Below are 26,360 nucleotides of genomic sequence, written 5' to 3' on the forward strand. Positions count from 1 at the left end.
ATAGAAAAACACCTCCACATTGATTATTTCAGGTTTAAATACCCGTTATTCAATGAAAGGTGTTTTTATTTGTCTCATGTTATTAGGTCAGTCCCTAAATTAAACTTTGTCAGTGAGATGATGTTTTTTTGCTTAAAGCGTGCCTCTCAATAATTGCTATACTTTTCAAAAGGATACTTTTTGGAGTATAGGCTAACTTATATATCAACTAATTTTATAATGTTCCTTATTTTAAATGTGACATATATTCAAATGCTGTTGTTCCATATACGCCTTTAAAGTGTTTATTTAAATGGATTAAATCAACAAAACCACATTCGGCTACCGCTGAATAAATATCTCCATTGGTTTCTATTAACTGCTTTGCTCGTTCAATCTTACAGTTAAGAAAATATTGATTTGGTGTAATTCCAGTATGCGCTTTGAACTATCTAATAAATTGAAATTTTGATAAATTAAGCTCTTTACATATCTCTTCAAGTTTAAGTACACTTTGTAAGTTTGAATGGAGCATAGCCTTTGCTTTTCTAATTGAAGCATTATCTTTCTTATAGTCTATAGAAAGGTTATTTTGAATTAGGCTGTCTGTAAGGGATAAGAGTAATTCACTGCACAAAGCCACATCTTTTTCACTTAATATTGCAGTAGTAAGTCTTAATATTCTTTGTTCAAGTTGATGATCATACACAATAGGAGAAGAAAAACGTACTATATCCTTTTTCTCACTAACCTCTAAAAGTAATTGTGGCTCAATATATAGCATTACATAATCAAGACCAGCCTCATCATGTGCCTGTTCTGGATTAAATAACATTACTCCATTTTTATATGATAATTGTAAACTGCCATCCAAATTGTAATGTTGAATACCACGCAATGTTACTCCTATTGCATACTCCTCGTAACAGTGCTTTTTATACTTAAAATCTGTAATACTTGCTGATAACGCAGTAATACCTGCCGATTTTTTATAAATAAATTTGTCCATCTAATTCACCTCTATTCAGCCTATTACATCCAAATCATGATAGCAGCATACACTAAAAATAGTGCCATTATGACATTAACAATCTTTTCATGTTTCTGCAAAAAACTTTTAAAGATCGCACCGAAAAGAACCCATGTAGTAAATGCTAAAAATCCAATAATAGTTATTACTAGAGTACTTATTGTCAACGCAATCACTGTGGTATAGTAGGGCAAAATAAAATTAGGAATAACAGTCATTGTAAATAGGACTACTTTAGGATTTAAAAACTGCATAAGAAAACCTGAAATAAAGCTACCCGCTTTATTTCCAGTTGAATCTGATGAATCCATTTTATAAATTTGATAAGCAAGATAGAGCATATAAATACTTCCGATAATCTGCATAACCATTAAAGTTTTCGGTATAACCGTTATCAGCGCTGTATTCAACATAGCAGAAATAGTAAGTAAAGCACCAAAAGCAACAGTCGCACCATATGTATAATCCATCGCTTTCTTTACACCGAAATTATGTACGGTGGATAGTATAACAATATTAGTAGGTCCTGGTGTAAAAGTAACAATAAAACAGTAAATGATAAAAGATGCTAAATTCATACTAAAAACTCCTTTGAAGGTATTATCATGTAATTATTACACCTTCAAATTAATTACATATAGTATATTATTGCAGGACCTTATAAAGATTTTCTAAAAATTAACATAAAAAAACACATTGGTTAAATGCGATCCAATGTATTTTTCAATTTTAACTTCACAAAGTATGCTATCACCTGTAAACACAGGTCTTAAAAAAACTCAAAATGCGTACTACGAGCCAGTACATTATTATCTCCAGCTATTTTTGTTGGCAGAGTTGCCGTAAATCACCCTTGAATTACAAGTCTCCCTTGTTCATCTGGAGTTATATGATGAATCCCTTCATCACCTTAAATCTCAATAAATAATTCAACATCCCTGACTGTAAAAGTCCGTTCATACGTAATGATATCTCCTACTTTTAAATGCATATAAATTTTCACCCCTTTCAATCATTTTACAAAATCTTGAATCTTCCATTCTTTCGGCTTTATATTCATATTCATCCATTTCTTTTGAGGTGCTTTATATGGAGTGGTAGCGATTAATTGATTATTGTGCCAGGTTGCTGCTCCGGAACGAATCATTTCATCGAGCAAGATTTGAATAAATTCTTCTGGCTGAAATTGAAAAGAATGGCGTGCAAAATCTTGGAACCAACTACACTTTAGTAGGTAGTTATCGATTTCTTCTTTTGCCAATCCGTTTTTAATAATTAATGTGAATGAAAAAATCCTCTTGCAAGCATGCCATGCAACTTTTTCTGGTGTCTTAAGCCACTTTTCAAAGCGCTCCCTTGCAGCATCAATGGCAGCCAGTGGATTGTCTATTTGAGGTCCATGCCCTGAATATGCATGCCCGATCTTGAGCAAGGACAAGTGATCCAAACTTTCCAGTGATCGTTGGACAGATGAGACTCCCTCTCGAAAAATATTTATCCAACCGATATCATTTTTGTGAAAGAGGTCTCCGCAAATTAATATCTCTTCTTCAGGTTCATATAAAGAAATATGCCCTAACGTATGGCCCGGTGTATGCAGGACTTTCAAGGTTCTACTTCCTGTATAAATCTCATCGTTATCCGACAGCTTAGTGTCAACACGATAAGGTTCTACAGGCTGATCTAACCATTCTGCACTACAAGTTTCAGGGTCACTAGAATTAATTAAATCGGCGTCCCATTTATGAGCAGCAATCTTAACACCATAATTTTTTTGGAGATGAAAATTACCTCCTACATGGTCACTATGATAGTGCGTGTTCACAATAAGGTGTAATTCTTCTGGTGTAACTCCTACATCTTTAATTAAATCCTCTGTCTCATGCACATCACTCCCAAAACCAGTATCAATTAGAATGGGTAGTTGATCTTTAATAAGAATCATGTTTGCACTTGGAAATTTTCTTTCAAAGAAAATAATACTAGATTTCTTCATAAGCTATTCCTCCTTAATTTAATGTACTAAACAATAATTATTGAGCGTTTGATCAATTAAACTTTTTGCATGTACAGAATAATTTAACTTTGGTTAAGGGTTATTGGTAATAACTTCTACATCTTTAGAGATTCACCTTCTAATTCAACTAACCTCCGTTAGCTGAAAAGCAACAATCTTTTAGAAAACATTCGTATATTTTATCTTCCCTCCCTCAGCTCAATAATACCTTATATTTCCATAACCTAAAACAGACAAAAATTAATGTTATCTTTTTTCACCATGTACTTTCCTGCTTTTTTCCAATAAAATGTTAGTACGTTGGAATATAATCACTAAACATGGTTTTGACAAATAATCTATACTGCTGCGTCATTTTACATTGTATATTAAGGTGAAATAATCAGAATCACTTTGAATTTGTATCATAGCTTTTGCAGCAAGTTTGTGGAAGTAAGGTATTAAAGATAATTACGCTGAAACCAATTAATTATGAGGGTGTGAGTTCTATCAAAAAACTATCTCTACCAATTATATTTTTTGTAATCCTATTATTGGTCGCTTGCCAAGCAGATGAGAACGACTTAATGTTTGTTGGCGAGGGAGAAAATTGGTCCGCCAAAGTAATTGCTATACAGATGAACGGTGAAGAAAAATATCAAATCCAGCTTAATTACAAAGGACATAACATACAGGAGATTGAAAATTTTAGTTACTTTGTTGAAACAAAAAATATTGGCGTAATAAATTTCGAAGTGAAAAATGCTTCGTTCAATCAAGAAGGCATACATCAAAAAGATTTATTGATCTCTAATAGCCCCTCTTCAAGTGTAGAAGATGAGTTAGTGATAAAAGTAGAATGGAATGGCAATAGCGAAAGTTTTAATTTAATAAACAAATGATTATATATTAACGGTACAGACACTAATTTATTTAGAAAGACATCGAAATGGTAAATATAAGTGGCGTTATATACGTAACGATGCCAAATAATCTATTTTAATTTTGGGGGATGTTCTTTGAAAAAAACTAATTTCATTTTTAGTGCGATGCTCATTTTCATCCTTTTAGTAAGTTCTGGTTGTACCAAGCCAGCTAAACAAACTAAACTTGATGATACAATTGCTACTATTTCACCTAATCAAGATTCTGAATATGCGAAAACCTTCGAAGATTTACATTTGGGAATATTGTTTAATTTTGATTTCAGATTGCCTGAAGCAGATCAACGTTGGGTTACAATTTGGGTTGAAAGTTATAAAGACGGAGAAAAACAGCCTCAACCTCTAGCTGAGCTATCCTATGGAAGAAGCCCTAAACAAGTTGAAGAAGGTAAATTAGGATTTGGAATCATCAATCCAAATACAGATGCCCCACTGCTTTTTCTATATGCACCAGGTATAACTCAAGCACCGAAAATAATCGAAAATAATAATTCGACTTATGTAACTAGTGGATGGCATTACGCCATAGGGGATGAAAAAGTAGAGTTAAAATTAGGGGAAACTAAAATATTAGCAGCATTTAGACAATCATCTAAAAGTTCGATGAGGACATATGGTTTCCTAGAGGAAGCCACAGTGGAAAAAATGGTAAAAGAAGACAACAGTGTACTTTTACTTAAGATTAAAATTGATGAAAGTTAATTAAATTTAATAAATTCCTCACAAAAACAGCCTTCCACACTTAAATATGGAAGACTTAAAACACTCTTATTTTACTTGAGTCGAATTCACTTTAAATTCAAAGTTATATTTTTTGTTAATTTTCGTTGCAATTGCCTCCAAAAAAGATGCAACAGTCATCTTTTCAACTTCTTGTGTATACCAAGCAAGTTTTGCACCATAATTCTTTTTATTATAATTGACTTCTAGCGGCCAAAAATTGCCAGTGGCATAGGTATAGTCAAACTTAACATACAATTCTTTTCCATCTGGACATTCCATAACAACATTATACAAAGGATTTTTTCTTTCCTTCTCAAACTTTACTTTTCTAATTTTGGTTAGCACGAATACTCATCCCCTTTATCTACAATATTCGACAAAAGATAGGGTTTCCCTTTAATTATTTAAAAATATACAGAACTAAAGTAATGACGCATCCCTAAAATACACAAATTTTTAAAGTAGTTTAGTTTATTTTCGTATAATGAATCGCGTTAATTAGTTATTCTTTACCTTTCCCACGAACACACAATTCTTTATAATTACATCTCAAACATTGCCATTCCTCGGAGGTTTGTTCAAAATCCTCAAAGTCAACAGGCTCATTCGAAAAAATGTCTGCTTGGTATTTCTTCATTTCTAGTACACTACGTTTAAATGTATGCATGATGTTTTCAATATCAAACTGGGTAAGTACATATGTTTTCCGCTGCCCGGTTTTCAAATATTCATTGTAAACTTCAATGTTCTCAAGTGGGACACGATATTTTTGTTGCACATAATACGCATACAGAGCTAATTGCTGACGGTCATCGTCAGACTCTCCGCCCGTTTTCCAGTCTATAATGATCCACTTGTCAGCAACTTCATCGAAATAATGAAAATCCATCACGACAAATACTTGCGTCTCGTCTATTTTCATAGTGCGAAATTGCTCTGGTTCGCCAATTTGTAGTGACCCTTTACTAGCAGTAATTTGCTGAAAGGTTTCACTATGTAGGAAGTTTTCAAAGATTGTATGCATTCTTTCCTTGTAGTCTGCCACTATTATTGGATCAAGTTTACCGTCATAGTAAATCTCCTGCATCATATAATATTTATTTGGCTTTTGCATCCATGAATCTCGATGTCGTGTGGAATCTATAAATGCTGCATTGAGCTGTCCACGAGCCCTATTCACCATCTCTGCCACAGTAGGTACTTCCCTTGTTTGCAAATAATGGACAATCGATTGCTCAATAATATTATGGACAATTTGCCCGAACAAAATGGGCATTGATTGGAGCTTTTTTAAACGATAGACATGTTGATGAAAAGGTTCCACATTATAACTAAGCCAGCCATTATGTGAAAAATAATAGTCATAGCCGTATTTCCTTGCACAGCTAGCTAATGTTTTTTGACGCGAAAAAGACCAAGAAAACGCTGGATATGGTGTTATTTCAAACATAAAACCCCTCCTAAAGTTGCGAGATGAAATCATAGATTAATTGTAGCATTAGCACAATCGTAACAATACGTAATAGGATCTTCACCTGGGTTGCATTTACTTTTCGAGCGAGTACTATGCCAATTTGTGCTCCAATAATTGAGCCTGCCATTAATGCAAGCGTCATTGGCCACTGAATTTTCCCCGTCGCAATATACGTCACAGCAGCCCCGGAGCACATAGCAAATACGCCTACTCGTGATAAGCCAACTGCCTTGATGTACGATATTTTCTCATATGCATACATATAAAGTGCAAGCGTACTACTGCCTGGACCAAACATACCATCATAAATACCAACACCCAGCAAAATCGAGCCGTTTTTTTTGTTGATCATAAACGATTGCTGATCACCAAAATCAGCCCCACCTATATAGGACATGACGAGTGCAAAACCAAGTAGGAGTATCGCAAGCAATGTTAAAGTTTGACTGCTCATAAACGAGGCAAGTAAGCCGCCAAGTGTTCCCCCTATAAGGGAAACGAAAAACACCGACCGTAACTCAATCCAAGAGATTTCCTTACGTCTAAAAATCGAGTAAAAACTTGAAAATGCACTCACCATATTGGAAACTTTATTGGCACCAATCGCGGAATGCACAGGTACTCCCATGAGCATCATTGTTGGTAGCGTAATCAGTCCTCCACCTCCAACTAATGTGCCTATCAGGTTTCCAACTACCCCTATGAATAAAAAAAGTAATAATTCCATCGAATCCTTCTTCCTATAAAACACATTCTCTATATCTTATGGTACAGTATAACAGAATACGATATATGAAAGTCTTCTAAGTTATGAGGTGATTCTATGAATAAACTACAAAAAACACCAACGCCACTTTTTTGCAAGCGACTGACAATGATTGTCGCTACTATTTTTGTAGCAGCAATTTCAGCGACTGTGATCCAGTATAGTAAGCTTCCCACTTCCATCCCTGTACTGCAAAGTTTTAATAGCGAAAACGCACAGTTTGGACCCAAAATCGCGATATTCTATCTACCATTTGTCGCACTCATGATTTTTTTAATGTTGCACTATTTGGAGATAAAAGCAGGTTATCCGATTCCACGAAAAAATAAAGAAACGCAATCAAATGCACAACGCCAAAATGCGATTATGACATTTTGTTTCATCAAGAATGCAATCTTGCTTTATTTTACATATTCATTATGGAACGACCTTGCTGTGGCTTTAGGACGTGAGCGTATATTACAGCAATGGCATGCATACCTTTTTCTGTTTGTTTTATTCCTCATTTTTGTACAAGGTGTACTCCGTGGTGTTTTACTTGCCAGGAATGAAAAACTCAAAAAAAGCTAGTAGCACAATTGTGCTCTAGCTTTTTTCCATTTCATTTTTCATTTGTTCAAAGCTATGTATTAGTTGGTACTTTTGTACACCGCGAGCAGCATCAATGCTTTCTTTTGTAAAACGATCGAATGCTATTTTGTCCTTCATGCTGTGCGCGTATACGGCTTCAATTGCGGGCTGCATCCACGGTTGTTTTAGCTTGTCGCTACGCATGTCAGCTGTTCGCCCTTCAAGTGCCGCAATATAGCAAAACGCATAGCTTGTAAGTGGTTCCTTCTGTATCTTTTCAGCCGCTTCCTTAGCCGCCATTAAATTTTGCTCAAGAATTGCTTTATAGAACACATAATTATTCTTAATCGCAGGTTGCTTGTACTTTACGATAAGATCGTCAAGCACTTGGAGCTGTTCTTCTTTCGTCCCGTATGTATTTGCATAAAGAAAAGCAAAGAAAGGTTGCTTTTTTTCCTTTTTCACAAGTCGATCAACCTGCTGCATGTTATTTGTTCGATATAGTATATGTATATGACGATAGATTACTACTATCACAATGAGCGCAAAAACACCAAGAGCCACAGACATGCGCACGCCTGCAAGTGATAATGCCAAAGCCAAAATCATTATCATCAAATAAAAAAATGTAAGCTTAAGTATTTTCATAAATCCTCCTACTGCAATTTCTTAGTCATTCTTCTTGAGTAAATAAAGCCCGCCCCAATAAAGAAAAGCAGTGCCATAAATTTCATAAAAGGAATGACAAATAGTTTACTAATAACCACAACGACAATGATATAATACACCATCATCGCAAGTAAAAATAATTTGTACTTATTCAACTGATTTCTTTCCCTCTTTCAACGCCGCTTCGATGGCAGCAAGCGCTTTTGGCCCCATGCCATGCAAATCTTTTAGAGTTGTTAAATCCACCTGCTCTAATTGCTTCAATTCTGTGTAACCAGCAGCATTTAAAGCACGAACAGCTGGTTTCGCCACACCTTTCGGCCACTCTGTCATTTACCTTCTCCCCTTCTTTTTTTGATAATTTCTACTCTCGGTTCCAATAATGCCAATTATTAAAATTAGTAGTGATACCAAATGATAATCTGTAAAAAACGTAGTAAAGGCAAAATCGTAATGGCGACAAATCGCCGTAATAATGCGTCCTACTAGCATCACTAAACCTATAATTAGGAAACCTCTAAAAGCCTTATCAATACTGCTCAAACATAAACACCTCTGCACTTATTATGCAAGCGAATTAAATGAAATGCAAATTCCGCCTAGTGCACTTGAATATTTGTGATATTTTGGTATACATATCTTACAAAACACTATGTTACTATTAATTGGGAGGGATTTTTATGAAAACGAAGAGATTTTGGCAATGTATTATCTGTATGACCACTCTTTTTTTAATTAGCACGACTGCCCAAGCAGCTGTTATTTGGGACGGAGCAGAAGTTGTCAAAGGACAAGTCGGTAAAATGACATTCACCAAAGATGTGAAAGTCTACAAAAAGAACGCAAATGGTAGCTTTACATCACTTGTTGTGAAAAAAGGTGAGTTTTATCGTGTTTACAGTGTGGAAAATTCCTCTGTTGGCAAAGTCTATAATATGAGTGGAAACTATCGTGTGCAGGCCACACCTCTTGTTGTTTATCGAGAAGTACCACTTTCTATTCAACAGCAAGTTTCAGGTGAAGCTACTGCTCTAACACCAGGTACAAAACTATACACAAGCTCTGCGGGTGGCGTATCCGTGAAGGTAAAACCAGATGTCGCTAGTACAACCATTGAGAGGCTTCCAAACGGTATTGTGCTCGAATATATCCAACAGGTAAATGGCTATTACGAGGTGCTTTTTGAATATGAAAAAAGAAAAGTACAAGGTTATGTCCCAGTAGATTATGTTTCACCATTGCAAGCAAAGAAAAAAATGGTCTTGCGTTACAATACAGAGTTGCTCCCAAACTATTGGAACTACTTTACTGACCCTGCGCATTTTCCAAATGACGAAAAACACGGCTCATATGCTCAAGGTACAGTAGTAGATGTTTATTTTTTTGCTAAAAATGGCAGTGCCTATGTCTCAAAAGACGAGTATTTTGGCTATGTAGAAGCAGGTGCTTTAGCGGATAAGCTCATCGCTGAACCTATTGTTAAAGGCGGTTTCACACCAACAGCCAATCAAGATTTACAGTTTGAATATGGAGTCAATGACACATCTGCTTCTGGTAAACTAAAACCACAAAACGGTTTGCTTTGGACGGGAACATTGCACTATTCTGTTGTAGAGGATGTTGTCACGGTGAACTCAACGTATCAATTTAAAGAAAGTTCTTCACACTTTTCTTTAACACATACACAAGTTAACACAGGTTCTAAATCATTTTTTACACTTAAAGAGTCACTATCGTTTGATTTACCTGTTACCGTTAATGACATAGTCACATACACATATGGTGACGAGACAACATTTTTCCGTGTTAAAAAGATTCATCCGACTTATACGTATAAGGGACAAACCTTTTATAATGTCATCGAAACCAGTAAGGGACTCATCGGACACAACTTATATGTATTCGACTTCCATTCTAGCGATTTATATAACCCGAAAAAATAACCCACACACCGACCTGAAAGTATAAGGTCGGTGTTTTCTATTTTATATTCATTCTAGCTTGTCTCCCATTTCAAAATAGAAAATCCATTGTTCCAGTTTTGATCAAAGACATGACGATTAATCCCCAACATCTGACTTATCCCATTGTAATCGTATTCGATATGACCTGTCCTTCCTCATCCCTAACCTGCTCCTGAACAATTTTATTGGCGTAAGCAATAGGTAAAAATACAAACTGAATATGCACAAGAGAAACAATTTTTTTAATCCCAATTCCACATCAGGTGGGGTTATGTTAATTGTTTTGACATTCACTAAATAGTTTACTTTTAATATCCGGCCAATCCTCTGCAATAATACTTAAATATACGTCGTCTCTTTTATTCCCATCCTGATCTAAATAATTATGACGGAAAATCCCCTCCTGTTTCGCCCCCAGCTTTATAATGGCTTTTTGGGATCTACTATTATCGATATCCGCACTAAATTGCACACGATTAAATTGCATCTCCTCGAAAATATACTTTAACAATTCATATTTACAAGCTTTATTGATGCCAGTTCCTTGATATTTTGTTCCATACCAAGTCCAACCTATTTCCAATCTCTTATTTTGAAAATTAATGTTCCCTAGCCTGGTACTGCCAACAACACGCTTACTTTCCTTGTCTAGAATAATAAATGGATAAGACTTACCTTCTATCTTTTCAAGAACCGTTGATTGTATATATTCTTCTAAATCTGCATCTGTTCGAATAGTAAAACCCTTGTATGTCCAAATGGATTCATCAAATGCAATTTCTCGTATAGCTTCTTGATACATTGATGAAAAGGACACTAATGCTATTCTCGCGTTTTCCAGATAGATCTCTTGCTGAAAAAATGAATGCAACACTCTATACCTCCTCTACAAATTTTGCACTAGCAAAAAAATTACCAATACTTACTGTAATGAAGCACTTCATCTTCCACATTCATGCCAACCTTTTCATATAGTCTCTGTGCCTGAATATTATTTATCGAAGTTTCTAAAGTAATGTAACGCGCATCAAACTGTTTGCAGTATTCATAGCAATGTTCAATTAACCCCTGCGCCACCCCTTGCTTTCGCGCTTGTTCCACCACATATAAGTCGTTTAAAATGAATGCTTTTTTCATCGCAACAGATGAGAACATAGGATACAGTTGCACGAATCCAACTGGCACTGTTTCGTGATACGCTAAAAATACGATGGATTCCTTTTTGGTTAAACGGTCTGTTAAAAAGCGTTCAGCTTCCTTTAAATTTGTTTGTTGACCATAAAATTGACGGTATGCATTAAATAATGTCGTTGCGTCAATTATCGTTTCTTTTGTTAATGTACAAATCTTCATTGTAAACTCTCCCTTTCTTTATATGTTCTTCCAGTACTATAATAAAAAAGAAACTGACATATAAAAAGAAACAATTTTAAACTTTTCAACATGTCAAAGGGGTGTATTATGAACAATCTTATTTTTCCATTGTCTAACGATGAACCAAAGTACAAACAAATCTACCAGCAAATCAAGATGTTTATTGAGCAAGGAAACTTACAATTTAATGATCCCCTCCCCTCAATTCGAAGGTTGGCTGATACATTACATGTGAGTCGGAATACCACTTTGACTGCTTATGAACAGCTAGTGGCTGAGGGTTATATTCGCGGAGAAAGACGGAAAGGTTTTTATGTTAATGCCTTAGAACAGGTCTTTTTACAAGCAGAAGTCATCACCTCTCAACAAATAAAAAAACGAAATGAATCCATAAGAGTTGATTTTCGATCAGGAACGGTCAACCAGCAGCATTTCCCCCTCAAAATTTGGCGACAGTTTGCCAATCAAACATTACAGATGAAAAGTAGTTTTGTTTACGGGGATCCTTTTGGCGAACCTCTATTACAAGAACAGATTGCGCAATACCTATTCCAAGCACGCGGAGTAAAAGTAAACGAAGAAAACATTATTATCGGAAGTAGCACGCAGCAAATGTTGGTATATCTAGGGTTCTTATTAAAACAGGATTTTAACAGCATCATTGTGGAAGAGCCAGGCTACAACGGCGCGAGGGAAGCTTTTCATCTACACCATTTCCAACAGGAGACACTCCCCGTTTCTGAAAACGGAGCACAGCTTGACCTATTAGCTCACTTACAATCACGGTTAATATATGTCACGCCTTCTCATCATTTCCCTTATGGGGTCTCTATGTCGATCCAACAGCGTCAGACTTTAATCCATTGGGCTAAACAAGTTGATGGATTTGTAATTGAAGATGATTACGATAGCGAGTTCCGCTACTCGCAGCAACCGTTTCCTGCCCTTGCTTCTCTTGACCAAACAAGGGTCATTTATGTAGGGACATTTTCAAAATCATTTTTGCCGGGAATTCGATTAAGCTACATGGTGCTACCAAAAGCACTCATTTATCGATACAAACAGCACTTTGCTCATTTTGAACAAAATGCCTCATCCCTTCATCAGTTAACAATGGCAAAATTCATGGAGAAAGGTGAATGCACCCGCCACATTAAAAGAATGAGGATTATCTATAAACAAAAAATGCAGTATCTCGTTGCGGAGCTTAACAAGCAATTCCATGAAAAAATAACAATTATAGGCGAACAATCTGGCCTTTATGTATTGGTAAAATTCCATACACATCATTCAGAAGAATGGCTCATACAAGCAGCTGAAGCATATGGCGTAAAAGTTTATCCTACAAGCCCATACTTTATAAACGAGTCACGTAGTGAAGCTATTTTGCAGTTTGGGTTTAGTAACTTAAACAAGCATGAAATTCAACTTGGCTTGCAGCTTTTACAAAAGGCTTGGTTTTAACAAAGCCCATAAAGCCTGTATACAGAAATCAGATTATTAGGCATTATTTAAAACTAATAGTGTACACCTTTATTCTTTCAAAAATAAATTCTTCTGAACAAGGATATTTCTCTTATCAGTTTGCTATAAAACAAATATGCCAGTATATCTAATCAAGACAGCTCATATCCTCTAAATGAGAGGGTGATTATTTTGAAAAGCTTGCTAGCAAATATAAACCTGTTAGAAAACATATTTGAGATTTCTATTGCCGTCCTACTCTTATGTTCAGCTTTTACTATTAGACTTCTAAAGAAATTAAAGCGCGAAAGAAAACTTTCTTCCTTTGAATTTGCAATGTATATAATAATTAGAATTGCATTTTTCTTATGGTTAGCTAGTTTCCTCCTAATTCAATATGGAAAATATCTAGTTTGATTCCTATTATCTTACTAAAAGAGAAAGCCATAAATAAAAAGCTTCCACCAATAAATCAGTGGAAGCTTTCGTATGTATTACTTCTGTGCGTATTTTTGCATATGCTTTGGTATTACCCGCAAATTCATTAAATACGGCATCATCATGAGTAGCGCAAATAAATAAATCGCCACACCAATCGCTACCGCCGAATTTTTCACATCCTCATCTACTAGATAGCCCATAGCGACGTATGGCACAAACACCAGTAGTAAGATCGAAATACGTGTCATTGAAGTTAACATTTGTTTTTGCTCACAGTGTGGACATTCGTGAAAACGCGAAAATGATACGATTGTTCGCATCGACTGTTTCCACGTCCATTTTTCCTTGCATTCAATACATTTTGGCATAAAATTCCCCTCCGCTATAAAGTATGCCATACTTTACAGCGAAGGGTCACCGCCTTTTTCTTAAAAATAGTCAATAAACGTAGGAATACCTACTGGAAGTATCTCTTCTAACAGTACAATCGCTAATGGATCTCCTTGCAATCGTTCAATCTTCTCTAAATAATTTGGTCGTTTATAACCTAAAAGCATCGTAGCAAGTGTCTGTACCGTTAACTGCACGGCATTTTCTTCTAACTCCTCGCTCACTTTTTCAACGACAACTTGTCCGTCTAACACTGAAATATCAAATGTGCCATGATTCCATTTTACAATGCGATCAGTAACTGCTATGCGAATATTAAAGGTATTTCGTGCAAATGGATAACGTAGTAAAAATTCCTTTACATCCACGATACGCGCCATGAAATACGGTGACACCTTTTGAATAATTTCACTATCTTCAAGTAAAAATGCTACAGCTTCATTCCCCGTTGTTTTTCCGTACACATTGTATACCATTGAACTATGAGCAGAAACGAAATTCCATAAACCTTTACGTGCCTCTTCTTGCATATAAACAATTTCATCAATATAATAATTTTCTTCCATTATGCGATAGAACAAATAGCCTTGTGGGACATCTTCTTCATCATAATACACAGCAGCCTGTAGCTTAACATCGCTATCAATGAATTTTTCTTCCCAGAAGTCCTCTTGGAATTTTTCATTCCATGCAATACTATTTCGCACCATCACACCATGTGTTTTTTTTGCATAACGCGCATAAATATCCATTACATCATGATGTTTCGGATTGACACGACGTATTTTCCCATTCAAGCCAGCATGGTGTGGTAACTGCGTATCCTTCACTTGGAACTCCACAATGTCGCTCATGATTTCCCATCCCTTTTTACGATAATACGGAATTGAATATGGGAATAAATACGAAATAAAACGCTTCTCAGCGCGCATACGCTGTAAACACTCCAAAATAAGGCTTTCCATTAAGCCATGCCTTGAATACTCTGGGTAAGTACCGACTGCTGTAATTCCACCCATTTCATATACTTTGCCATGGACATTAACTTGGAATGGTAAGTTCAAAATTTGAGACACAAGCTGATTGCCATCAAACCAACCTATTGCATGTCCCTCATCAAACTGCCTACTTTTGGAATTAACAAAGTGCCTATCTTTATTCATAGACAAAGATATTTGAAAAACATAATTAAGTAAATCAATCGATTGCGCCATTTCTTCTTGCTTAATATCACGCATGACTAATCCTTTTCGTTGATTCATCGTTCTCTCTCCTCGTCAAATAACTCTGTAAAAATTGTTTCTGGTGCATTTAAAAACCTTTTCGTTACTATATAATGAATCGTGTCCTCATATCGAATTGATTCAATATTACCCTCATCAAAATTATAAATCGTAGCATTCGGATAACCAAGCAATATGGGTGAATGCGTGGCAATAATAAACTGAGCCTCATGTTCTAGATCCTTCATGATTTTCAGTAAACTCAGCTGCCTTGTAGGTGATAATGCGGCCTCAGGCTCATCCAGTAAGTAAATTGCTTTGTCTTTGAATCGATTCATAAACAATGATAAAAAGGATTCACCATGTGACTGCTGGTGTAAAGACTTACCACCATATGCCGCATACTTATTAGGATGTTCTAACAAGTCAATATGGCTGGCAAACTGATAAAACGTCTCTGCACGTAGGAAAAAGCCACTTGATATTTTTGGTAACCAAGATAATCGAATATATTCTCCTAGCGCTGATTCTGCTTTATGTACATCATACGTATTTTGTCTGCCACCACCTGCTGTATTAAAATCACAGCGATCTGCAATAGCCTCTAGCAAAGTAGATTTTCCAGAGCCATTTTCACCCACGAAGAACGTAACATTCGTTGGAAACTCTATTTCTTCTAAATCCCGCAAGCTTGGAATATCAAATGGATATTCGAGCTTATCTACGATCTCTTCTTGTAACACCTTACATGATTTCAAATACACCCTGTGCATCTCCTTCACCAACAGCATTCTCTTTTACAACTATATCATTCCACGTGAACGGCCCTTTTTTCAACTAATAAACTCCAAACACCCAAAATAAATAAGAGCAGAATACCGATAAACGAAATGGGCGACCAAGATAGCCTTGGATCGAATAGTTGAAAGAAGAATGTAAAAACTGGCACAAAGCATAAACTCATCATTACCATTAAGGTTGAGCAATGCTGAATACCTAGTTGTAATAAGTACATCGGAAGCATGACACCCCCCACCGTTACTGCGATTATCCACATAATATTTCCTGAGAAATAATTGAAGAAAATTTCAAAAGTTGCCATAAAAGATAATAAAATTATGCCATAATAACGATGCGTTAAAATCATAGATGACGTCCATCCTGCCTCACTTAATTTCTTTGAATATCTCGTACAAAGTACTGCCCCAATACCGCATCCGACACTTGCTACTAAGCTAATAATGACTGGCAATGTCACATCCATTTGTACGGCAGAATTCCCACTCAAAACAGCCAATATTAAAATTATACATGCAAATAATGTACCAATTGCAATCACCCACTGCACTTTTGGAATATATTCTTTCGCAAAAACAGCGAGCAATAAAACGAAAAGTGGCCCAATTCCCATTTCAAGTGCACTAACTATTGCTGATTCTACATATTTTAAAGCGAAATAAAAGCCCATAAACGCCAATACCGATGCAATATTCAATTTCACGATATGTCCGATATTTCCCTGCCACTGGTTTTCTCGCTTATGTTTTCGTGCAAAAAACGAGAAATAAAAAGCCGTTAGGAAAAAACTAATGCCCGTAAATAAAAACGTCGGCACCTGTTGCACTGGCTTCGCGTAAAACACCTGACTCATTGCAGTTAGAAGTGCTGATAACACGAGTGCTATCAACCCTATTGTCCCTGCTCGTTTTTTCGTGATTTCCATTATAGTCTCCCCCTTCTCCATAAAAACTCTCTCACTCGTACCAGGCGAACGTTGCTATTGCTTACCTGAGCGATAGGACAGCCGATCCGAGCGGTGATATCACCTACCTGAGCGTTTTCACTCTGTGCCCGAGCGGTGCTATCACCCACCTGAGCGTTTTCACTCTGTACACGAGCGGTGCTGCCACCCGCCTGAGCGTTTTCACTTTGTACCCGAGCGGTACTACCACTCACCTGAGCGTTTTCACTCTGTACACGAGCGGTGCTGCCACCTACCTGAGCGTTTTCACACAGAACCTGAGCGAAACTACCACCCACCTGAGCGTTTTCACTCTGTGCACGAGCGTTGCTACCGCCTACCTGAGCGTTTTCACACAGAACCTGAGCGAAACTACCACCCACCTGAGCGTTTTCACCACCCACCTGAGCGATACATATTTCCCCAACAAAAAAACTCCGTCTCTAAAAAATATAGAGACGAAGTTATCCGCGGTACCACTCTGTTTAGCATGTGAGCTCACTTAGACTATAACGGTAGCTGCCGTTCATGCTTACTATTTTCAGCACAAAAACTCCTGGACGAGTTCACGAATCGTTTGCGATGATTTTCACCAACCATCATCTCTCTGCAAGACAAACGTTATTCATTACTACTCCCAATCATTGTTAAATATTTCTATATACACTAAATCAATTCGCCCTTCACGTCAAGACCTTTTTAGAAGTACAATACGGTATTTTAGTTGTACAGTAGAAAAATACATAAAGTTAGGATACGAGGCAGTATTAGCCCTTTAAAGTAGTATTTTAACTAGATGCTATTTTTGTTGGACTTACTAAATCTCCTTGAATAGGTTCAAGATCATTCGAAAAACGGATTCGAATAGATTGACCATTCAAGTAGTCAGAGGTATTCATTACTTGAAAATGTAAATGTGGTTCTGATGAATTCCCTGAATTTCCACATAAGCCAATCAATTGTCCTTGTTTTACAACTTGTCCTACATTCACAACAATGGAATTTTGTTTTAAATGAGCAAGCAAGCTATATTCATTATTTTCGTGCTCAATAATGACGCAATTGCCCTCAGGTTGACTTGGATTCATTTCGCCAGGTACGTTATCTTCAATTCCCTCTAATACTTTCATGACCTTACCATCGGCTGGTGCTACAATATCTCGATTAAAAGCATAATAATTTTCATTTTTGTTTGTCGAGTCCTTGTAAAATTGACCTTCTTTTATCATGACTAAATCATACGCATATCTTTGACTTTCATGTACATAATGATAATTTAAAAATTCATTTATTCCTCCCCATACCACAATCCATTCGTCTTTTATTGGCATAGTATAAGTATTTTTTGTATAATTCCGATCACTTTCTGGATATGAAACAAACATGCCAAGGAATAAACTCAAGATTGTATCATTCGCATCAAAAGAAACCCGAATTTCTTTTTCTCGTCTATCATCCAACCATAAATACTGTGTTACATAATCAGTTAGCGAGGTACGACTTTCTAGTTGATAGCACTCAACCCCACTATTAAAGGACGTGGCCATCTCAGTGAATTGTTCAAGCGTTACTAGCTTTTGAAAGTCTTTTGTTGTTTGTCCATAAATCACCGTGAACGCACGATTTTTAAACTCGCATCCAAAATTGTCAGGTTTGATATAATTCTTCTTTCTTGCCTCCATTTTATACACCTCAACATTAATAATTTGTAATAATAACTATATTTACGATTTTTATGTAAAAAAGTTTCATTTCGGCAGATTTTTTATCCGGAAATCTTACTAATCGGAGTCTCTCCCATTTTCGTTACACTTGGCTCGGCACTCTCCTATGCCAGCGTGCTAAACTTACTTTTTCTAACAGCAAAAAATCCGAGAAACATGAAGATTCTCGGATTTTATCGTTATTCAATTCCAACCTCACTATCACATAACAAATGAGTTTAGTATATTTGATAACCTATTGGATTCTAGTGGAATTTCACATTATTATCTACGATTATGATTCATTTACAAACTGCTTGTCTTTATCATTCCATACAGGTGGTCTTTTTTCAAAAAAGGCTTTAATCCCTTCTTGAGCATCAGGATGTTTACTGTTAAGCGCGATTACTTCTGTAGCATAATTGAGTGCTTGGAAATCTTCCATATTGAGTTGTTGATAAAATTGTCGTTTCCCTAATTCAATAATAGCTAAACTTTGCTTTGCTACATCTTTCGCTAAGTTTTCAACTGCTTCATCTAAAAGTTCAGAAGATACCACTTTATTAACTAATCCATGGTGTAATGCTTCCTCTGCAGACATAAAGTTCCCCGTGAATAATAATTCTACCGCCTTTTTGCGCCCAATATTTCTACTTAAAAAAACGGCTGGTGTGCTACAAAATAAACCACTATTAATGCCCGGCGTAGCAAATCTCGCATCTTCACTTGCAATAGCCATATCACTAGCTGCAACTAATTGGCATCCTGCCGCAACAGCAGCTTTTCGTACTTTTGAAATAACAAGCTGCGGAATGTCTCTCATTGTACGCATTAAAACCTGACAAGTTTGAAATAGTTGTAACACTTCATTTTCCGTTTTAGAATCTATTTCTCTTAGACTATGCCCCGCACAAAATACTTTATCTGATCCTTCAATTACCACTACCTTTACCTCTCTGTTGGCACCAATTTGTTTTAAGAGTACATCTAATTCCTGAAGTAGTGTCATTGTTAAAGTATTATATTCAATTGGATTTTCTAAGGTAACAAAAGCAATATCCTCTGTTTGTCTAAAAGATAAAAATTCCATATTCTCACTCCTCACTAATTTTATTATCAACAATTATAGTTTGAATGTTCTGTCTATTTTGGTCAAGTGTAAAATATCCATTTCGTGAATAATGTACCTAAAATAATTAAGCAATCTACTCTATTTCTCTTTATCTCTGCCATTGGGATAAACAGATTCATGTCCGTTTTTCACATACAATTCTAACACCACTCCATCATTCAGTCCTTTTGTTATTTTACTTTTACTGAGAAAACATAATTTCCGTCCCCTTGTTTCCAATTAGCTCTTACAAAATAAATGTACTTACCTTTTTCATCTGGAGCTATAATTTTGTCATTCTTAACGTCAATGTTCTTACTATTACTTTCATCACTTAATAGCTCTACTTCGAACGTTCCTTGTAGAGGTACTTTCTTAAAAGCAATTTTTATTTCCTGCAACGGAGAGACTACTGTTGGTGTGTGTTCCTTTGCCATCTCTAATGGAGAGCTATAAATTTTATCCACACATTGCGCAGATATTAGACCTTTCCAACAATATGACCCTTGTGTAGTGGGGATGACAGCTTCTCCATTTGTTATTTTAGGTGTATACGGTTCTATACGTAACGGTTCGAAAACATATATCGCAATAACAATCAATCCAATAATAATTAAAGCGGCAATCTTTATAATTTTAATCACCCTTTAGTAACAACAGACGGTCTTACTAGAAAAAAGTTACAATTTATTATTGACCTATGCTATTCAATAAGTCTGTTTTAAGGGGAGATGTTTATCAATAATCGCCTACTTTCTTATGGACGGCATTTACATGTATATAATTTCTGCTTATCATTTTTTTAACGAATAATATAAAATGCTGCCTCAAATTTAATGAGGCAGCATTCAACTTCTAAAACTACTACTATTGAATTTTATAGTGCTGGCATTTCTTTTCTAGTTTCTTCATTGAATACTGGAACAGGTTCTTGAGATTGTTCATTTCCAGCTTGTTCTTTGATCGCTGCAATAGCTGTCTGAATTTCTTCCATCTTTTTACCATCCAATGCATAGAATTTCATCGCTATCAGTGAAGCTATAAATCCAATAATAGGAGCTCCGAATTTCAGTCCTAATGTTAACAAAAGTAAAGTAGTTGTCAATGTTTCATCCATTTGCGGGAGTGAATCTTTAAATCCAATTATTGCTAAACAAAAACCAACTATTGCTGGTGCTAATGATGAAATTAATTTATCTACAAATGAGAAAATCGTTCCTATCATCCCCGGAACATAACGTCCTGTTGTATATGTCTCATAATCAGAAACATCAGCGATCATTGGGATGACAATGCCACTTGTTAAGCTTTGGAAGCCCATGGCAAGTGAGTATACAACTAAGAAAATAATCGTAGTTACCCCTATGTTTTGTAACGATATTTTTGTAGGATCGATTATTAAGAAAAAGACCAATAAAAAAGCAAATAAACCGAGCACCGACCAAGTTCCCATTACAAAAGCTCTTTTCAAACCAATTTTTCTTGCTTTGTGGATACCGTAGTATGTTATTAACAAACCAGGTATTAAAGTAATAAATCCAATGGTACCACTTAGCGCATAGTTCCCTAGAATAATTCCAAAGAACAAAACTACTATTGCAGGCTGTCTAACAAGTTGTCCAGCCAGTTTATCAGTAGATGCAGCAATTATAAGCATTTGTAACGGTCTATTTTTCTTTAAAATTGGCCAGTAGTCACGGAACTTCGTTTCTACCGTTCCTTCAGCTAGACCAAAGTATTCTTTACGATCTTTCTCCTTGATTCCGATTACGGCTAATACAGTACAAATTCCCGAAAGAATTAATGCATACGCATTTAGTTCCGTGAATAATGGCAATGTAAAACCACCGTGTTTAGCTACAAGATATGATGCGACAAATATTTGCCCACCAGTAAAGATTATGATTGTGAATGTTGAGTCAAAGACCGAAAATAATGGTCGTTGCTTTGGATTATTCGTCAATACAGTTTGAGCAGCTTTTGTAACTGCAGTCTGAAACGTATAACCAATGACGTACACTGCGTAAACAATAACAAAGAAAATGAATTGGAATGACTTTGGCAATTGGTGTGTAAAACTGTACATAGCTAGGATCGAAATCGCCATAATAACATTCCCCAATATCATTGATGGCCGAAATTTCCCGAATTTAGTTTCTGTTTTGTCAATCACAAACCCAATGATTGGATCAGTAATGCCATCAAATACGCGCATTGCTGTTAAAATCGTACTGATTACGACAACCGATAACCCACCAATGCCTGTTGCATAGTAAGAAACAAACCCTAAAGCAAACATATACAAATTTGTTGCAGTGTTATTTAGAGCAAAAAAACCTATTTGCCATAACTTAGCCGAATTATATTGATTATTAGTCCCCATTGTTGTACTCGACATGATTCTCCCCCAATTTGTATAACCTTTTATTTATACAGGCTTTTGCAAATACCCCCTAAAAAAACTTAAAAACTTATCACTCCTCATTTCATTTTTTTGTAAAATCCCCGAAATATAAATGCATTATCAGTTTGTTTGACTCCCATACAAACTAAGTACTTTTATAATAAATGTAAGCGCTTTATAAATCAAGAGAATTTTCTGAATTTTCAACGAAAAATTTCGGTAAGTTGATTACATGAATACTTTTCCATTTATATATCCATTACACGCTTTCAAAAAAGACTTTAGAAGCTTTAATATGCCCTAAAGTCTCTATACTTTTTTTATAAGTATTTCGAAAATTCCTTCAGCGTTTACGGCTTTTCCGTTCTTATTTGACTTTTTGCATTTTAAATTGTCATACTTCCAAACCCACCGTCAACACGTAGTAACGAACCAGTCACAAATCCTGATGCTTTATTTGATGCAAGATAGATAGCTGCACCTTGTAATTCTTCAGGTTCACCAAAGCGATTCATTGGTGTATGTTTCATAATCGAATCAATTCGATCTTCACTAAGAATTTTACGATTTTGCTCTGCCGGGAAAAAACCTGGAATAATAGCATTCACTCTAATTCCATGTGGAGCAAATTCTTTTGCCAAAAACTGTGTAACGCTATTAACGCCTGCTTTTGAAGCAGAATACGTAAACACTTTTGATAATGGTGTTGTCGATGAAACAGAAGAAATATTTATAATACTGCCTTTTCTCTTTTGTTCTATCATGCGTTTAGCAAGTATTTGTGTTGAAAAGACAAGACCTTTTAGATTTACATCCATAATATCATCCCATTCTGCAGGATCTAATTCTAAAAATGGAGTTGAACTATTTTTACCAGGTGCATTTAGGACGATATCCCATCCCCCTGACCAAGCTTCAATTTCCCTTGCCACTCTCTCAATTGATTGAAGGTCGCTCACGTCACCTTGAAATGACTTCGCCACACCACCATTTGCTTCAATTTCTTTCGTTACTTCTTCCGCCTTGTCCATGTTGCGTCCAACAATTGCAAGTCTTGCTCCCTGTGCAGCAAGCCCTTTTGCAATCGCTCCCCCTAATACACTGTTACCACCAATCGCTACTGCTGTTTTTCCCGTTAAATCAAATAAGTTACTCACTAATATCCCCCCTGATTTTTATTAAAAATGCTGTTGCCCAAATTATGTATCCTTCGAATTTGTTATTCCGAAAAAGGTTTCAAGGGGCACTAAAAGATCTTTAATGGACCAAGAACTACACTAATTTATGGAGAATACAGATCAAGTGCTTGTCCATTGCGAACACTATAATAAATGCTGTCCCAAAATCTACCTTTAACTACGTTTCGAGACAGCAATTCTACTATTATCTGGACACTACAATCGATTGTTCTTGTGCTTGTAAGCACAATTCTGCAGCTTTAAATACATGAGCTTGCGTCATTGCATTTTCAGTGCGATTAATACAGTCCTTAATGAGTTCTCCAAAGAATGGAAACCCTACTTTCCCTGACAGCTCGAAATGTTTTTCTCCATCTTTATTAACTAGGAACAAGTGATTGCCTGTTTCTTCACGCGCCACATCAACGTATTTACGAATCTCTATCGTACCTTCTGTTCCTGTGATGAAGGTACGGCCATCTCCCCATGTACTTAGCCCTTCCGGTGTAAACCAATCCACCTTAAAGATTTGCGTTGCGCCATTATCTCCAAGTATTGTAGCGTCCCCATAATCTTCTAATTCCGGATAATCAGGATTGTTATAATTACCTACTTTACTATGCAGAATTTTCGCATCTTCGCAACCTGCGTAATACAAAAATTGTTCAATTTGGTGGCTACCAATATCGCATAAAATACCACCATACTGTTCTTTGTTGAAGAACCAATTAGGACGACTTGAAGCATTTAATCGGTGGGGGCCAAAGCCGGTTACCTGTATTACCCTTCCAATAGCACCGTCATTAATTAAATCCCCTGCGAATACAGCTCCTTCTACATGGAGGCGTTCACTGAAATACACCATATACTTCTGTCCTGTCTGTTCCACAACATGTTTTGTTTCCTCTAATTGAGCAATCGTTGTAAAAGGCGTTTTATCTGTGAAATAGTCCTTACCTGCTCTCATTACTTTATTGCCAAGTTTACTTCGTTCTGACGGAATAGCAGCTCCCGCTACTAGTTTAATCGCTTTATCATCCAAAATTTCCTGTAAATTATCAGCTACTTGCACATTTGGAAACGTTTCCAAAAATTCGTCTACCTTTTTAGAATCTGGATCATAGACCCATTTAATTGTTGCACCAGCTTCCACTAATCCATTGCACATGCCATAAATATGACCATGATCTAGTGCCGCTACACCAATTTGAAATTCACCTTCTTTGACAACCGGATTGGGCTTACCTTTTGGTGCGTATGTCATTCCATCCTTACTCAAAATTACCAACTCCTATAGGCCACTTTTAAAATTTAGAACCAGTCTGAATATCCTAGTTTTCGTAGGTTATCTGCAGATGTTTTCAAGCAATCAAAAGGATCACGTCCATACGTATCGTCTTGCTCGATTAAAAAGTACTGTGCACCACTCTCTAAACCAGCGTCAATAACACCCTTCATATCCAGATTACCTTCTCCGACTTCAGCAAATTCAATAATATTAGCGAACTTTTCAAAGAATTTACTTATATCTTTCAAATCCGATTGGTCTACAATAAATTGCCCTATACGATAATCCTTTAAATGTAATAGTGATATACGACCTGTATATTGTTTAATAAACTCCACAGGGTTTACTCCTGCTCTTTGAATCCAATGCACATCTAATTCAAAACCAAGTTTGGAAGTATTATTTTTAATCATATCTAATAAAAATTCTCCATCATACTTTTGAAATTCAATATGGTGCGTATGATAGTATAGTTCTATATCATGTTCAGCAAGACGTTCTGCCATTGCTTCTGCTCTTGTAGTAAAATCTAGAATTCTATCTTTATCGCCTATTACTGTAAATGGAAGCATTCCAATACGTATAAATTTACAATTCAGTGTCTTACAATCACTTACAATTTTATCAAAATCATTGCTTAACGTTTCACCAGGTGCACCTGGTAACATTGGTTCTAAACCAGCAGAAATTGCAGCAATTTCTATTTCAAAATCTTCACTTGCCCGCTTTAATTCAGATACGTTTTCTTCTGTCATTGGAATTTGTGATACTTCGACAGCACCAAATCCTAGTTCACGTAGCTGTCTCATCGTTTCGTATGCACCAAGTTCTTCTACCTTATTTTTAAGCATCATCATCTGTACGCCAATTTTACCTTTGTTCATTGCTATACCCCCATATAACCTCTTTTTTTGTTTCTGAAGATCTGCATATTGCATGTATCATTTCCATCGATACTTGTGCATCTTTTACATGGATATAATCCTGTAAATCTTTTTCGATGCATGTATAAAATTGATTGATCAACTTTGCGTGGCTTGCCCCGTAGTAGAACTTCGATCCAGGTAGTTTCATATCTTCCATTAACTCTACCTTTTTTCCACTTTCATCAGCAGACGTTAAAATACTATCTTTAATCGTAAATTTACCTTTTTCTAAAACAACTTGGAATTCTACACTTGAATTTATTGCATTTGCATTCGTTGCAAAGAACAAGCCTGTAGCACCATTGGCAAATTGAATACTTGCTGAAGCTGTATCTTCTACCTCATAACCATGATCAACTAAGTTATCTATAGAACCCCTAATTGTACTAATTTCTCCACCAATAAGCTGCATTAAATCCAAGGTGTGTATGGATTGATTGATCATTACACCACCACCAGCGTATTCCATTTTACCTCTCCATGGTTTCACATCATAATAAGCTTTTGGTCTATGCCAAGTGACAAGCCCTTTAATGCCTGTTACTTTCCCATAATCTCCGCTATCAATGATTTCACGAAGTCTTTCCACTGTCTCATTCACTCGATTCTGGAAAGAAACCCCTATTTTAATCTTTTTGTTTTCTTCCTCCAATTTAACTAAAGCTAGACCCTCTTCTGCATTTCGTGCTAATGGCTTTTCTTGAAATACATGGACACCCTTTTCTACACAAGCCTTAGTAGCAGGATAATGAAGATGATGAGGTAAACAAATATGAACACAATCCAATGTTTCTTTTTCTAACATCTCTAGATAATTAGTATAAAAGTTAACATTTGCTACACTATCTTTTAATGACTCTTCAATGTCACATACAGCTACCAACTCTGCACCCTCGTTAGCTTGTATAGCAGGTATATGAATCTTCGAAATATCCCCAAGTCCAATTACGGCAATCTTAAGCATAAGCCTACTCCTTTTATAAAACTAACTCACTATCAAAT

The 26,360-nt window shown here is 36.1% G+C and carries 29 protein-coding genes, 2 pseudogenes and 1 other annotated feature; of the genes and pseudogenes, 6 read left to right on the forward strand and 25 right to left on the reverse strand.

Features of this window, described 5'->3' with window-relative positions:
- Positions 1–226: 226 nt before the first annotated feature.
- From ACIQ2D_RS07350 to ACIQ2D_RS07365, 4 genes and pseudogenes are all read right to left on the reverse strand, one after another.
- A pseudogene (locus ACIQ2D_RS07350) lies at positions 227–988 on the reverse strand (helix-turn-helix domain-containing protein).
- A 23-nt stretch (positions 989–1,011) separates the two neighbouring features.
- Positions 1,012–1,587, reverse strand: a complete 576-nt coding sequence (locus ACIQ2D_RS07355) for a LysE family translocator (protein ID WP_402861695.1) — start codon at positions 1,585–1,587, stop codon at positions 1,012–1,014.
- 93 nt (positions 1,588–1,680) lie between these two features.
- Positions 1,681–2,000, reverse strand: a pseudogene (locus ACIQ2D_RS07360) (hotdog family protein).
- Between the two features lie 21 nt (positions 2,001–2,021).
- On the reverse strand, positions 2,022–3,005 hold the full coding sequence (locus ACIQ2D_RS07365; protein WP_402861698.1) for an MBL fold metallo-hydrolase: 984 nt from the start codon (positions 3,003–3,005) through the stop codon (positions 2,022–2,024).
- Between the two features lie 500 nt (positions 3,006–3,505).
- On the opposite strand from ACIQ2D_RS07365, the gene ACIQ2D_RS07370 reads away from it, so the two are divergent.
- Positions 3,506–3,907 carry a hypothetical protein gene (locus tag ACIQ2D_RS07370; RefSeq protein WP_402861701.1) on the forward strand — a complete coding sequence of 134 codons (402 nt, stop codon included), beginning with the start codon at positions 3,506–3,508 and terminating at the stop codon, positions 3,905–3,907.
- A gap of 117 nt (positions 3,908–4,024) precedes the next feature.
- Entirely contained in the window at positions 4,025–4,651 is a 627-nt protein-coding gene (locus tag ACIQ2D_RS07375; protein ID WP_402861704.1) for a hypothetical protein, read from the forward strand.
- A gap of 66 nt (positions 4,652–4,717) precedes the next feature.
- Here the strand turns inward: ACIQ2D_RS07375 and ACIQ2D_RS07380 are convergent, their stop codons facing one another.
- The 3 genes from ACIQ2D_RS07380 to ACIQ2D_RS07390 all read right to left on the reverse strand — a co-directional run bounded on the left by ACIQ2D_RS07380 (position 4,718) and on the right by ACIQ2D_RS07390 (position 6,873).
- On the reverse strand, positions 4,718–5,017 hold the full coding sequence (locus ACIQ2D_RS07380) for a hypothetical protein (protein ID WP_402861707.1): 300 nt from the start codon (positions 5,015–5,017) through the stop codon (positions 4,718–4,720).
- A gap of 157 nt (positions 5,018–5,174) precedes the next feature.
- Positions 5,175–6,122 (reverse strand): PD-(D/E)XK nuclease family protein, encoded by a 948-nt coding sequence (locus ACIQ2D_RS07385; protein WP_402861710.1) that lies wholly within the window; start codon positions 6,120–6,122, stop codon positions 5,175–5,177.
- Positions 6,123–6,132: 10 nt separating this feature from the next.
- Positions 6,133–6,873: a sulfite exporter TauE/SafE family protein gene (locus ACIQ2D_RS07390; RefSeq protein ID WP_402861713.1), complete on the reverse strand. Its 741-nt coding sequence runs from the start codon at positions 6,871–6,873 to the stop codon at positions 6,133–6,135.
- A 96-nt stretch (positions 6,874–6,969) separates the two neighbouring features.
- Here ACIQ2D_RS07390 and ACIQ2D_RS07395 point away from each other — a divergent pair, with 96 nt between their 5' ends.
- Positions 6,970–7,482, forward strand: a complete 513-nt coding sequence (locus tag ACIQ2D_RS07395; protein WP_402861716.1) for a DUF1648 domain-containing protein — start codon at positions 6,970–6,972, stop codon at positions 7,480–7,482.
- A gap of 15 nt (positions 7,483–7,497) precedes the next feature.
- On the opposite strand, the gene ACIQ2D_RS07400 is transcribed toward ACIQ2D_RS07395, so the two are convergent.
- The 4 genes from ACIQ2D_RS07400 to ACIQ2D_RS07415 are packed head-to-tail and all read right to left on the reverse strand — an operon-like array spanning position 7,498 to position 8,694.
- Positions 7,498–8,130, reverse strand: coding sequence for a hypothetical protein (locus tag ACIQ2D_RS07400; protein ID WP_402861719.1), 633 nt, complete (start codon positions 8,128–8,130; stop codon positions 7,498–7,500).
- Positions 8,131–8,138: 8 nt separating this feature from the next.
- Entirely contained in the window at positions 8,139–8,306 is a 168-nt protein-coding gene (locus ACIQ2D_RS07405) for a hypothetical protein (RefSeq protein ID WP_402861722.1), read from the reverse strand.
- On the reverse strand, positions 8,299–8,484 hold the full coding sequence (locus tag ACIQ2D_RS07410) for a helix-hairpin-helix domain-containing protein (protein WP_402861725.1): 186 nt from the start codon (positions 8,482–8,484) through the stop codon (positions 8,299–8,301). The genes ACIQ2D_RS07405 and ACIQ2D_RS07410 overlap by 8 nt, the downstream gene beginning before the upstream one ends.
- Positions 8,485–8,694 carry a hypothetical protein gene (locus tag ACIQ2D_RS07415; protein ID WP_402861728.1) on the reverse strand — a complete coding sequence of 70 codons (210 nt, stop codon included), beginning with the start codon at positions 8,692–8,694 and terminating at the stop codon, positions 8,485–8,487.
- Positions 8,695–8,831: 137 nt separating this feature from the next.
- On the opposite strand from ACIQ2D_RS07415, the gene ACIQ2D_RS07420 reads away from it, so the two are divergent.
- Positions 8,832–10,094 (forward strand): hypothetical protein, encoded by a 1,263-nt coding sequence (locus tag ACIQ2D_RS07420; RefSeq protein WP_402861731.1) that lies wholly within the window; start codon positions 8,832–8,834, stop codon positions 10,092–10,094.
- 295 nt (positions 10,095–10,389) lie between these two features.
- Here the strand turns inward: ACIQ2D_RS07420 and ACIQ2D_RS07425 are convergent, their stop codons facing one another.
- Together ACIQ2D_RS07425 and ACIQ2D_RS07430 are read right to left on the reverse strand one after the other, a co-directional pair.
- Positions 10,390–10,989 carry a GNAT family N-acetyltransferase gene (locus tag ACIQ2D_RS07425; RefSeq protein WP_402861734.1) on the reverse strand — a complete coding sequence of 200 codons (600 nt, stop codon included), beginning with the start codon at positions 10,987–10,989 and terminating at the stop codon, positions 10,390–10,392.
- 38 nt (positions 10,990–11,027) lie between these two features.
- Positions 11,028–11,468, reverse strand: coding sequence for a GNAT family N-acetyltransferase (locus ACIQ2D_RS07430; RefSeq protein WP_402861737.1), 441 nt, complete (start codon positions 11,466–11,468; stop codon positions 11,028–11,030).
- A gap of 108 nt (positions 11,469–11,576) precedes the next feature.
- Here ACIQ2D_RS07430 and pdxR point away from each other — a divergent pair, with 108 nt between their 5' ends.
- Positions 11,577–12,953, forward strand: coding sequence for a MocR-like pyridoxine biosynthesis transcription factor PdxR (gene pdxR / locus ACIQ2D_RS07435; protein ID WP_402861740.1), 1,377 nt, complete (start codon positions 11,577–11,579; stop codon positions 12,951–12,953).
- Between the two features lie 189 nt (positions 12,954–13,142).
- The gene (locus tag ACIQ2D_RS07440; protein ID WP_402862603.1) at positions 13,143–13,370 is read left to right on the forward strand and encodes a hypothetical protein; all 228 of its coding nucleotides are present in this window, start codon (positions 13,143–13,145) and stop codon (positions 13,368–13,370) included.
- A gap of 77 nt (positions 13,371–13,447) precedes the next feature.
- Here ACIQ2D_RS07440 and ACIQ2D_RS07445 read toward each other — a convergent pair whose 3' ends face one another.
- From ACIQ2D_RS07445 to ACIQ2D_RS07500, 12 genes are all read right to left on the reverse strand, one after another.
- Positions 13,448–13,762, reverse strand: a complete 315-nt coding sequence (locus tag ACIQ2D_RS07445) for a TIGR04104 family putative zinc finger protein (protein WP_402861743.1) — start codon at positions 13,760–13,762, stop codon at positions 13,448–13,450.
- 60 nt (positions 13,763–13,822) lie between these two features.
- On the reverse strand, positions 13,823–15,046 hold the full coding sequence (locus tag ACIQ2D_RS07450; RefSeq protein WP_402861746.1) for a GNAT family N-acetyltransferase: 1,224 nt from the start codon (positions 15,044–15,046) through the stop codon (positions 13,823–13,825).
- Positions 15,043–15,771: an AAA family ATPase gene (locus ACIQ2D_RS07455; RefSeq protein WP_402861748.1), complete on the reverse strand. Its 729-nt coding sequence runs from the start codon at positions 15,769–15,771 to the stop codon at positions 15,043–15,045. The genes ACIQ2D_RS07450 and ACIQ2D_RS07455 overlap by 4 nt, the downstream gene beginning before the upstream one ends.
- Positions 15,772–15,815: 44 nt before the next feature.
- Positions 15,816–16,730: a DMT family transporter gene (locus ACIQ2D_RS07460; RefSeq protein ID WP_402861750.1), complete on the reverse strand. Its 915-nt coding sequence runs from the start codon at positions 16,728–16,730 to the stop codon at positions 15,816–15,818.
- 469 nt (positions 16,731–17,199) lie between these two features.
- Positions 17,200–17,402 (reverse strand) — a binding site (T-box leader).
- A 134-nt stretch (positions 17,403–17,536) separates the two neighbouring features.
- Complete coding sequence (locus ACIQ2D_RS07465; RefSeq protein ID WP_402861753.1) at positions 17,537–18,430, reverse strand: M23 family metallopeptidase; 894 nt, start codon at positions 18,428–18,430, stop codon at positions 17,537–17,539.
- Between the two features lie 316 nt (positions 18,431–18,746).
- Positions 18,747–19,541: an enoyl-CoA hydratase-related protein gene (locus tag ACIQ2D_RS07470; RefSeq protein ID WP_402861756.1), complete on the reverse strand. Its 795-nt coding sequence runs from the start codon at positions 19,539–19,541 to the stop codon at positions 18,747–18,749.
- A gap of 212 nt (positions 19,542–19,753) precedes the next feature.
- A complete protein-coding gene (locus tag ACIQ2D_RS07475) occupies positions 19,754–20,206 on the reverse strand; it encodes a hypothetical protein (RefSeq protein WP_402861759.1) in 453 nt (150 codons plus the stop codon).
- A gap of 233 nt (positions 20,207–20,439) precedes the next feature.
- Positions 20,440–21,960, reverse strand: a complete 1,521-nt coding sequence (locus tag ACIQ2D_RS07480) for an MFS transporter (protein ID WP_402861762.1) — start codon at positions 21,958–21,960, stop codon at positions 20,440–20,442.
- Positions 21,961–22,352: 392 nt separating this feature from the next.
- Complete coding sequence (locus ACIQ2D_RS07485; RefSeq protein ID WP_402861765.1) at positions 22,353–23,123, reverse strand: SDR family oxidoreductase; 771 nt, start codon at positions 23,121–23,123, stop codon at positions 22,353–22,355.
- Between the two features lie 226 nt (positions 23,124–23,349).
- Positions 23,350–24,423 carry a Gfo/Idh/MocA family protein gene (locus ACIQ2D_RS07490; protein ID WP_402861768.1) on the reverse strand — a complete coding sequence of 358 codons (1,074 nt, stop codon included), beginning with the start codon at positions 24,421–24,423 and terminating at the stop codon, positions 23,350–23,352.
- Positions 24,424–24,455: 32 nt separating this feature from the next.
- Complete coding sequence (locus ACIQ2D_RS07495; RefSeq protein WP_402861771.1) at positions 24,456–25,316, reverse strand: sugar phosphate isomerase/epimerase family protein; 861 nt, start codon at positions 25,314–25,316, stop codon at positions 24,456–24,458.
- A complete protein-coding gene (locus ACIQ2D_RS07500) occupies positions 25,303–26,322 on the reverse strand; it encodes a Gfo/Idh/MocA family protein (RefSeq protein ID WP_402861774.1) in 1,020 nt (339 codons plus the stop codon). The genes ACIQ2D_RS07495 and ACIQ2D_RS07500 overlap by 14 nt, the downstream gene beginning before the upstream one ends.
- Positions 26,323–26,360: the final 38 nt, after the last annotated feature.

The sequence above is a fragment of the Lysinibacillus sp. NPDC097287 genome (assembly GCF_044761695.1).
Classification (GTDB): domain Bacteria; phylum Bacillota; class Bacilli; order Bacillales_A; family Planococcaceae; genus Lysinibacillus.